Origin of the sequence: Burkholderia sp. 4NA327C6 (assembly GCF_005502655.1) — a bacterium.
Taxonomy (GTDB): domain Bacteria; phylum Pseudomonadota; class Gammaproteobacteria; order Burkholderiales; family Burkholderiaceae; genus Burkholderia; species Burkholderia contaminans.
Genome location: NZ_SCNZ01000098.1, coordinates 1 through 9637 on the forward strand (window position 1 = coordinate 1; position 9637 = coordinate 9637).

The 9637-nt window shown below is 61.2% G+C and carries 7 protein-coding genes and 1 pseudogene; 5 read left to right on the forward strand and 3 right to left on the reverse strand.

The genetic code is table 11. The features are described 5' to 3' along the window. Positions 1–432 (forward strand): annotated as a pseudogene (locus tag FFS49_RS41325) (DNA polymerase Y family protein); the annotation flags it as partial. A 5-nt stretch (positions 433–437) separates the two neighbouring features. After that, positions 438–3587: an error-prone DNA polymerase gene (locus FFS49_RS41330; RefSeq protein WP_137909939.1), complete on the forward strand. Its 3150-nt coding sequence runs from the start codon at positions 438–440 to the stop codon at positions 3585–3587. A 34-nt stretch (positions 3588–3621) separates the two neighbouring features. Here the strand turns inward: FFS49_RS41330 and FFS49_RS41335 are convergent, their stop codons facing one another. From FFS49_RS41335 to FFS49_RS42445, 3 genes are all read right to left on the reverse strand, one after another. Then, positions 3622–4848, reverse strand: coding sequence for a replication initiation protein (locus FFS49_RS41335; protein WP_052712457.1), 1227 nt, complete (start codon positions 4846–4848; stop codon positions 3622–3624). A gap of 1239 nt (positions 4849–6087) precedes the next feature. Beyond that, positions 6088–6714 (reverse strand): hypothetical protein, encoded by a 627-nt coding sequence (locus FFS49_RS41340; RefSeq protein ID WP_137909940.1) that lies wholly within the window; start codon positions 6712–6714, stop codon positions 6088–6090. Next, positions 6711–6935 (reverse strand): hypothetical protein, encoded by a 225-nt coding sequence (locus FFS49_RS42445; protein WP_212746056.1) that lies wholly within the window; start codon positions 6933–6935, stop codon positions 6711–6713. The genes FFS49_RS41340 and FFS49_RS42445 overlap by 4 nt, the downstream gene beginning before the upstream one ends. 1274 nt (positions 6936–8209) lie before the next feature. On the opposite strand from FFS49_RS42445, the gene FFS49_RS41355 reads away from it, so the two are divergent. The 3 genes from FFS49_RS41355 to FFS49_RS41365 all read left to right on the forward strand — a co-directional run bounded on the left by FFS49_RS41355 (position 8210) and on the right by FFS49_RS41365 (position 9517). Continuing rightward, complete coding sequence (locus FFS49_RS41355; RefSeq protein WP_137909943.1) at positions 8210–8452, forward strand: AbrB/MazE/SpoVT family DNA-binding domain-containing protein; 243 nt, start codon at positions 8210–8212, stop codon at positions 8450–8452. Continuing rightward, on the forward strand, positions 8449–8859 hold the full coding sequence (locus FFS49_RS41360; protein ID WP_137909944.1) for a type II toxin-antitoxin system VapC family toxin: 411 nt from the start codon (positions 8449–8451) through the stop codon (positions 8857–8859). The genes FFS49_RS41355 and FFS49_RS41360 overlap by 4 nt, the downstream gene beginning before the upstream one ends. A gap of 298 nt (positions 8860–9157) precedes the next feature. Continuing rightward, positions 9158–9517, forward strand: a complete 360-nt coding sequence (locus tag FFS49_RS41365) for a hypothetical protein (protein WP_249362266.1) — start codon at positions 9158–9160, stop codon at positions 9515–9517. Positions 9518–9637: the final 120 nt, after the last annotated feature.

Here is a 9637-nt window from a genome sequence, read left to right on the forward strand (position 1 = left end):
CCGGAGCCCGGCGGCACGCCGCAGGATCACGCGCGGCTGCTCGAACTGCTGACTGCGCGGCTCGGCGCCGAGAACGTGCTCGTCCCGGCTCCCATGGCCGACTACCGTCCGGAGCCGGCGGCTCGATGGGTGCCGATGCGCGACGCGCCGAAGCCGGCACCGCTGCCGGCGGATCTGCCGCGCCCGGCCTGGTTGCTCGCCAAACCTGTGCCGCTGCTCACGCGCCAGCATCGACCGTTCTACGGCACGCCGCTGCGCATGGTGTCGCCCGGCGAGCGCATCGAAGGCGGCTGGCAGGATGGGCAGACCGTGACGCGCGACTACTTCGTTGCCGAGGACGGCCACGGCGTGTGCTACTGGATCTACAAGGAGCGGCCGACGGCCAGTGACGAAAGCGAAGCGCGCTTCTTCCTGCACGGCCTCTTCGGCTGATCGTCATGGACGCCGGCAGTTTCGGCGCCCTGCCCGCGTACGCGGAACTTCAGGTCGCCTCCGATTTCTCGTTCCTGCACGGTGCGTCGCGCGCGGAGGAGTACGTCGCGCGCGCGGCGCAGCTCGGCTACAGCGCGATCGCGATCACCGACGAATGCTCGCTCGCCGGCGTCGTGCGCGCGCACATCGAAGCGAAGGCGGCGAACATGCCGCTGATCATCGGCTCGCACTTTCGGCTGACGGCCGCCGACGGCTCGCCAGCGCTCGCCTTCACCGCGCTGGCGATGAATCGCGATGGTTACGGCAATCTCTGCGAATTCATTTCGCTCGGCCGCATGCGCGGTAAGAAGGGATCGTATCGGCTCGCGCCGCTCGACGTCGACCATCCCGAAGCACCATACGCACACCTGCGCGGCTTGCCAGATTGTCTGGCGATCCTGTCGCCTGACTTCCCCGCCAACGAGCAACGCCTCGACGCACAGGTCGACTGGTTCGCGCGCGTGTTCGGCGATCGCGCATGGGTCGCGTTGACACTGCACGCTCGCGCGATGGACGACATTCATCGCGGCGTGGTCGAGCGCGTCGCCGCGCGCCACGGCGTGCCGGTGGTGGCCACCAGCTGGCCGCTGATGCACGTGCGATCGCGCAAGCCGCTGCAGGACGTGTTGACGGGAATTCGCGTCGGCCGACCGGTAACGGAGTGCGGGTACGAGCTCGCGCCGAACGCGGAGCGTCACCTGCGATCGCGTCTGCGGCTCGCCAACCTCTATCCCGCCGGCGCGCTCGAGGAAACCGTGCGTGTTGCGCGGCGCTGCACGTTCTCGCTCGACGATCTGAAGTACGAGTATCCCGACGAACTGGTACCGGCCGGCACCGACCCGGCGACGTACCTGCGCGAGCAGACCTACATCGGCGCGCGGCGGCGCTTCCCGGATGGCATCCCGGTCGACGTCCAGGCGCAAATCGAACACGAGCTGCAGCTGATCGCCGACCTGAAGTACGAGGCGTATTTCCTGACCGTCTACGACATCGTGCAGTTCGCGCGCGAGCAAGGCATCTTGTGCCAGGGACGCGGCTCGGCTGCGAACTCGGCAGTCTGCTACTGCCTCGGCGTGACCGAGGTGGACCCGTCGCGACAATCGATGCTCTTCGAACGATTCATTTCTAAGGAACGCAACGAGCCACCCGATGTTGATGTGGACTTCGAGCATCAAAAGAGGGAAATCGTTATGCAGTACATCTACCGCAAGTACGGACGCGATCGCGCCGCGCTGACCGGAGCCGTCACCACGTATCGGCCACGCAGCGCATTGCGAGAGGCAGGGAAAGCGCTCGGCGTGGACCCAGCGATCGTCGACAAGGTGGCCAAGCAGCACCACTGGTTCGATTCGCGCGCGGATCTGCTGCAACGCTTCGCCGAGGCCGGCCTCGATCCCGAAGCGCCGTTGAACCAGCAGTGGGCCGCATTCGCCGCGCAGCTGCTGGGCTATCCACGGCACCTGTCGCAACATTCGGGCGGCTTCGTGATCAGCCGCGGCAAGCTCACGCGGCTCGTACCGGTCGAGAACGCCGCGATGGACGATCGCACGATCATCCAGTGGGACAAGGACGACATCGAGGCACTCGGCATCTTGAAGGTCGATTGCTTGGCGCTCGGAATGTTGTCCATGATACGCAGGGCGCTCGACGTGATTTCCGAAAAACGAGGCGAGACTTTCGAATTGCAGGACATCCCGGCCGAAGACAAGGCCACCTACGACATGCTCTGCGACGGCGACAGCATGGGCGTGTTTCAGGTCGAATCGCGCGCGCAGATGTCGATGCTGCCGCGCCTGCGGCCGCAGTGCTTCTACGACCTGGTGATCGAAGTGGCGATCGTCCGGCCGGGCCCGGTCCAAGGGGGCATGGTCCATCCATTCCTGCGCCGGCGTCAGGGGCTCGAACCCGTCACCTACCCTTCGCCCGACGTTGAGAAGGCGCTGAAGCGCACGCTCGGCGTGCCGATCTTCCAGGAGCAAGTCATGCAGGTGGCGATGCTGGCGGCCGGTTTCTCCGCCGGCGAGGCCGACCAGCTGCGTCGCGCGATGGCGGCCTGGAAACGCAAGGGCGGCTTGGAGCCGTATCACGAGCGCCTGGTCAGCGGCATGCTCGCGCGCGGCTACGATCACGAGTTCGCCGAGGCGATCTTCGCGCAGATCAAGGGTTTCGGCGACTACGGCTTCCCGGAAAGCCACGCGGCCAGCTTCGCCCTGCTCGTCTACTCGAGTGCGTGGCTGCGCCGGCACGAGCCGGCGGTATTCCTCGCCGCGCTGCTGAACAGCCAGCCGATGGGCTTCTACACGCCGTCGCAGCTGCTGCAGGACGCGCGCCGTCGCGGCGTTGAGGTGTTGCCCGTCGACGTGAATGTGAGCACGTGGGACTCCGCGATCGAAGGGCCAACCACATCGTCGCCCGTGCGGCTTGGTTTCTCGCTGCTGCGCGGCATGCGCGAAGACGTGGCCGGGCGCATCGAGCTCGCGCGGGCGGTGCGGCCGTTCGTCGACGTCGCGGATCTCGCGCGGCGTGCGCAGCTCGATCGGCACGACCTGCAGGTACTCGCGCGCGCGAATGCGCTGCGTTCGCTCGCTGGCGGCAACCGGCGTGCCGCGCTCTGGCTAGCGGCTGCTGCCGTGCCCGATCGGGATCTCCTGCGCGGCACCGAGCGCGACGACGCGGTGCCAGCGCTGCCGCAGGCGTCCGAAGGCAAAGAGATCGTGACCGACTACAACGCGATGGGTTTCACGCTCGGCCGTCACCCACTGGCGTTGCTGCGCGAACGCTTGGCGCTCGATCGGCTGCAGTCAGCCGAGCAGCTGGCGACGCTGCGCAGCGGGCAGCTCGCGCGTGCATGCGGACTGGTCACGGTACGGCAGCGGCCGGGCACGGCCAACGGCGTGCTGTTCATGACGCTCGAGGACGAGACGGGCCAGGTGAACGTGATCCTCTGGCCCGGTCTGTTGGAGAAGTTCCGGAAGGAAGCGCTCGGCGCCGCGCTGCTCGCCGTCTACGGCGTGTGGCAGGCCGAGGGGAAGGTGCGGCACCTGATCGCGAGCAAGCTTGTCGACCGGAGCGACTTGCTCGGCGCGCTACCGACGACGGCGCGGGAGTTTTGTTAGGGACGACACCATCGAAGCCGAGCTACCGGAAGATTTACGCGAGCGTTTCGCCAATCCTACCCGCAAGCCATGCGGTGAAGGCAGTTTTCTCAAGAACGTTCTTGAACGCCCCTTCTGCTTCGACATACGACCCGACGGCGCCCCCAGACGCTGCATATTGGCGCACGAACTCGCTCCGCTCGTCCGACGACAGTCCGCGAATCGCGGTGGAGATCAGCTTCGACCTTGCATCTGCCGCAGCCTCTGCCTCATCGATCACTGCCTTCTGCGCCCGACGGGCGGACTCTTCAATCACCTCAACCGTCTCGATGTCTCCCCCGCCTTCGAATACCGTGCGCGCGTATCCGCCAGCATTCTTTTTAATCTTCTTGTTCCGAATCTGCTGCTCTACATACTGGGCCGTCTTCGTCGCCCGATCTGGATCATGCTGGATCCAATCGACAGCAAGTCGGCCCGAGATACCAAGCTTCACGAGTCGACGATAGGTTTCTGAATCGCGGATCGCGGCCTGCTCCTCACTATCACTCTCGTCGTACATCGACCGCTGCGGATTGTCCTCCACCAAGAAACGGATCTTGGCGACACGACGGTTCTGTCGTTCGTACTCCGGAGTGATCAATATATTCGATACCGTGTTTACTTCCTTCACCGCCTTTTTGATCACTTCCGAATTGAAGTGTTTGAACTCGTCGTATGTTGACGCCTCGGCACCGAGAAGCTTTCGCCAGATGTCGACCGATATCCAACCAGTCGACCCCGTGCGTTTGAATCGCAAACAGTTTTCATACAAAGCGAGCGCATACGCCCCACTGAACTGCTTTTGAACGTTGATGTTGATGAGCAGGTAGATTTCTGGGTTGGCGAGCTTGTTTGCGAGTGCGCTGCTGTACTCGTATGTGACGATTCCGTTCCGGATGTTCGCCGAGCTCAGAAGGGTCGTGACTCCCCACTCCTCGTCCCCAGCTGCATGCAAGATATCGAACTCAATCGGAGTGGTCGATATCTTCTTGAGCGCTTCCTTGAGTGCGCTCGTGTTCTTACTATCGAACCCCAGCATCTCGCTCATGATCCCAACGGGAATCTCATGAACCGATTTCTTCAACAGGTTGTCGTAGGCGTTCAGCAGTAGGACATTCGACAACTTCCGCCCAAGCAACCCGAGATCGCCACCGACATGCACCGTACCAACGTGCTTGCGAAGTTCGCTCGACGGCACACTGGCAATCAATGAGCTACCGGATTTTTGTTTTCCCACCGCCATACTGTCCTCATAGGTTGAGGAGCATTCTAGGGTGCAAAAGTCATGTTCGCAAGCTCTTGCGGATGACCTTTAAATTCTCCCCACAAAGCACGACCATTCCAGTGCCCCACAAACCATGACTTTTGCTCGATCATGACACCAACCCCATAAACCATGACCTATCGCGCAACGAGATGGCGTCCCCACATGTCATGACCTTTGCTTGGGCCGGAAGCTATCGGAAGCTCCTTGTTCGCCCCACAAACCATGACCTTTCGCGCCTTCCCCATAAACAATGACTTGCCGCGTCCCTGCCCCACAAACCATGACCTGTCATGACTTTCTGGCTGCAGGGGCCAGTTCTCCGGCCGTTGCCCCCCACAAACCATGACCTTTAGCTCTGATTTCAATGCACTGCACAGCGAGCTCTGCATGAATAGTGAGCAGCAGCCAGGATAGAACTGGCCGCCCGCGCCCCCCCATAAACCACGACCTCTCAGGCGACAACATTTGCTGCCAGAGCAAGCCCCATAAACCATGACCTGAAGCGACCGAAGCGGACGCATCGGCGCCCCATAAACCCTGACCTTTCCAATCGGGAAAGAAACTACTCAATGATTTCAAAGGCTTAGCATGAAGTGTGCGCCTACTGACTAGTCGACATCCCCCCACAAACCATGACCTTTGATGCGCGATAAGGCCGCCTATTCGATAGGCCCACCGAGCCGCCCCACAAATCATGACTTTTTGCCCCACAAAGTATGACCTGCGACCATTCGATTTCGTCTAGGTCTCGAAAATATCCTTTTATATTCAATCAGTTGAGGCGCTGTTTTAAGTTAAAATCGCGGTGCCCCACAAAATACGACCTCACCCCATAAACCACGACCGAGCCGCCCCACAGACCCTGACCTTTTACCCCATAAAGGATGACCGATCATCCGTGGAACGCTTGCTGGATAAGGGTCTCAGGAAGGCAAAGGTTTTAAAGGGGTTGTCTTTTAAAGGCAACCACAGGTGTTGTTTCTCTGTGAAATCTCATCACCCTCTCTCCAGAGATCACCTCGAACATCGTCGCCTCGACCCCAGCTTGTGTGGGACGGCCGTCGGAGACGGCCCGGACCACACGCGCCCCCTAGAGAATCACGTCTAGGATTGCCAGACGAAGCAATACGGAGGCGTGGCCCGCAAGCCGCAATTTTGCGCCGCGCAAAGCTCGGCGACATCGAGCGGCGTCCCAGCTTCGCTGCAACTTCCCGATCAAGCAAGCACTTCGGCGGGCGTTCCGTGCTGCGCAAATGCAGCGGACAGAATATCGAAGCAATGTCGCGCAGCGTTTCGGACGGCTGTTGAGGGGCTTTCAAGCGTCGCGCCGAGGAGCTCCGCCGCAGAATTGACGAACCAGGCTGGTTGGTGAAGCACCCTTCCAGGAAATGCCTTTTCCAAGGCATCGATATAGCGCTGTGCCGAGGCCTGTGCGTGCTTATTGGTTGTCCATGCAGACGGCAACGCAATTGCACCGGGCATAGCGGACATATCAAGCGCGACCGCCTCGAGATCTTCCTCCGAGGCGCGGAACGGCAACAACGTTAGGTGAGCTGCCGCGGCCATCTCCTTGTCAAAAGCAGGACGGTTGCCGCCGCCGTCGACGATGAGCCATCCATTTTTGGTGATTTGGCTCGCTGTCAGGATCTGGGCAAGGTGAGCGGCGTCCCGTCCATCGAGTACGCCGTACGGTCGCCCGTGTTCTTTTACGCGTCGATGCGGATCCGTCAGGACATATGCCGCAGGTTGCTTACGGAGAATGGCGCCGAGAGACATCAAATGCGACGTAGTGGTCTTCGTCGTACCACCCTTTTGACCACCGACATAAACGATATTGCTCATACTTTCCCCTTTTCGAGTACTTCGAGCATGATTTCCTGCGCGGACACCATTCGTCCGAGTTCCTGACTGCGTTTAGCGGCGGCTGCGACATAGCGCGCGTGCAGCGTTCGCGTAGGACGTAGTGTCAACGCCATCGTATCGATGACTTCTTTTGCCCCTCCCCTCTTCGCTACTTTCTTGGCAGCGGGTACTTGTTCACGAGCATCGGTGGATACCGACACCGGGAGCCCCCGAGCCGGCGCTGCAGGCGACGGTCCGCCGGGCGGCTCGTTGACGGGGGGTTGCACAAGAGGTGCTTCACTTGCAGTGCGCAAGCGAGACGCCAGATCGTCAACGCCTTTTGCTGGTTTCATAGTTTTACCCTTATAGCGCTATAGCTGTATGCAGTTGTAGAGCTACGCCGTCAGAGCATTAAAGCGTCATGAGGGCATAACGCCGTAGCGGCATGCCATCATAACATCACGAACCGCGCTTCAAATCGTTCGTTACCTGCTTCGCTGCGTAACGTCGCAAATTCGCGACGCTATGGCGTCATGGAGGTATGCCATCACACCATCACGACGTCATGAACTCCGTACCGCCGTAATGGCATGATGGTGTGGCACTATAGAGGTATAGCGCTAGAGCGCGACATCGCCACCAAGACCTCTCGGCGTGATGTTACAGAGGCATGACGGCATAGCGTCGTGCATTCGCGCCGTCATAACGTCATAGAATCATAGCGTCACACCATCATGAGGGTATAAAACTGTACCGCCGGGATGGCATGGTGGTATAGCGCTATAAAGGCGTGGCGCCATAGCTCAAGGCGCGCGGGCCCTCTCGACGTGAAGCTACAGCGTTATAACGGTACAACGCCGAGATTTCATACCATCATACCGTTATAGCATCACGCCATTACAAAATTATGAGGTTGTGCAGCCGTAATGGCACGATGGTGTGGCTCTATAGCGGCATAGCACTATAGCGCGGCGGCGGTACCGAGATCACTTACCGTGATGTTGCAGGGGTATGCCGTCATAACGTTATGAATTCATGCCGTTATGATGTTATGAGCCTGTACCGTTGCAGTGGCGTGATGGCGTGATGCTATAGAGGTATGGCGCCACAGACTGGGCTGCAATTGAGATTCAGTGGCATGATGCTGTAGTGCTGTAGTGCTGTAGTGCTGTAGTGCTGTAGTGCTGTAGTGCTGTAGTGCTGTAGTGGCGTAGTGGCGTAGTGGCGTAGCGCTGTAGAGGTATAGAGGTGCGGGGTATGGGGGCTAAGAACGGCCACTATAGCGGCATGGCGCTGCAGCGCTATGCTGTTATAGGGCTATAGTGGTGTAGTGGCGTAACGTCGTGATGTTATAACGGGTGCGATTCGCAATGGCGTGGCGTTATAGTGGCATGACATTACGAGGGTCGCGACGTCGGCAGGACAAAAGTTGCGAATAGGTTTCGGCTTGTATATGCTGTGGCATATGCTAACCCGATTGAAGGGAGGCGTCCTGATGCCAACCCATGACACCCGCCACGCGCGCCTGTTTCGCAACGGGCGCAGCCAGGCCGTGCGGATCCCGCGCGAATTCGAACTGCAGGTCTCGGAGGTCGCCATCCACCGGGAAGGCCGCCGCTTGATCATTGAGCCCGTGGAGGCCGCGCCCTTGCGTGAGCTGTTTGCCCAATGGACCCCGCTGGACGAGACCTTTCCGGACATCGAGGATCTTCCGCCTGAACCGGTCGACATCGAATGACGCTGTACCTGCTCGATACCAACATTCTGTCGAACGTGATCCGCGACCCGCGCGGCGCATGCGCCACCCGGATCGGAGAAACCCCGCCGGAGCAGGTGTGCACCTCGATCGTCGTCGCGGCGGAACTGCGGTTCGGCGTCTGGAAGCGTGGCTCGTCAGCGCTCGCGCAGCGCGTCGAGCAGCTGCTCGCAAGCCTGACCGTGTTGCCGCTGCAGCCCGACGCGGACCGCTGCTACGGGCGGTTGCGGGCCGAGCTCGAGAAGCAAGGCCAGCTGATCGGCGCCAACGACATGCTGATCGCCGCGCATGCGCTGGCCGTCGATGCCGTGCTGGTCACAGACAACACGGCTGAGTTCACCCGTGTCGCCGGGCTGCCGGTCGAAAACTGGCTGCGGCCGTCGACGTAACGTGGCGCCGGCGAAGGCGGCCGCACGCAGGATCTGTCGACGCGCGATCCGGCGGCTCAGAGCAGAATAGGAGGGGAAATGAACGGATTCGGCGGTGCTGCAATTTTTGCCTTTGCATTGACGGTCGGGTGCCTCGCGCTCGGCTGGAGCCAACCGGCGGTCGTAACGTTCGCCGCGTGCATTGTGTGTACGGCCTACGCGTCCCGGGGCGCGCAATGAGCGCCGCCTGACGGGCGGGCGCATGCGGTATCCCGATGGCCGTGCCGCGATACGTAGGCGCGGCGAAGGAGATGGCGAAGTGATAGCCCCAATGACGGCCGTCCAGCAGATGTTCCTTGAGTGGTGCATCGGCTACATGAAGTTCCGGATCGCCGACGCGATGTCGGTCGGTCTGATATCCCTCGAGGCCGAGCGCTACGATGCGCTGTGGACCATGCTGCAGAAGGGGCGGTACGGCTTCCTTGGTGACGACATGATCGAGATCGGCCGGCGCCTGTTTCCGGACGCGCCGAACGCACCGGAGGGTTCCGGGCTCGATGCCGGCTACGAGCACGTGTGTACGGCGCTCGACGACTGGTTGCCGAGCTTCGTCATCCCGCCGGGCCAGGTGTCGTTCCTGCCGGACCCTGAACTGCCGGACGGCGAGTCCGCTGCGTGAGCGGCCGGCGAGATAGAATCCACCGTGTGAATCCATAGGATCTCGCCAGTGAACCTGACAGCATGGCAGTTCAAGGAAGGCGGGTGGGGCAGGGGCGCGGCGGCCGGGGCGCTGCTGATC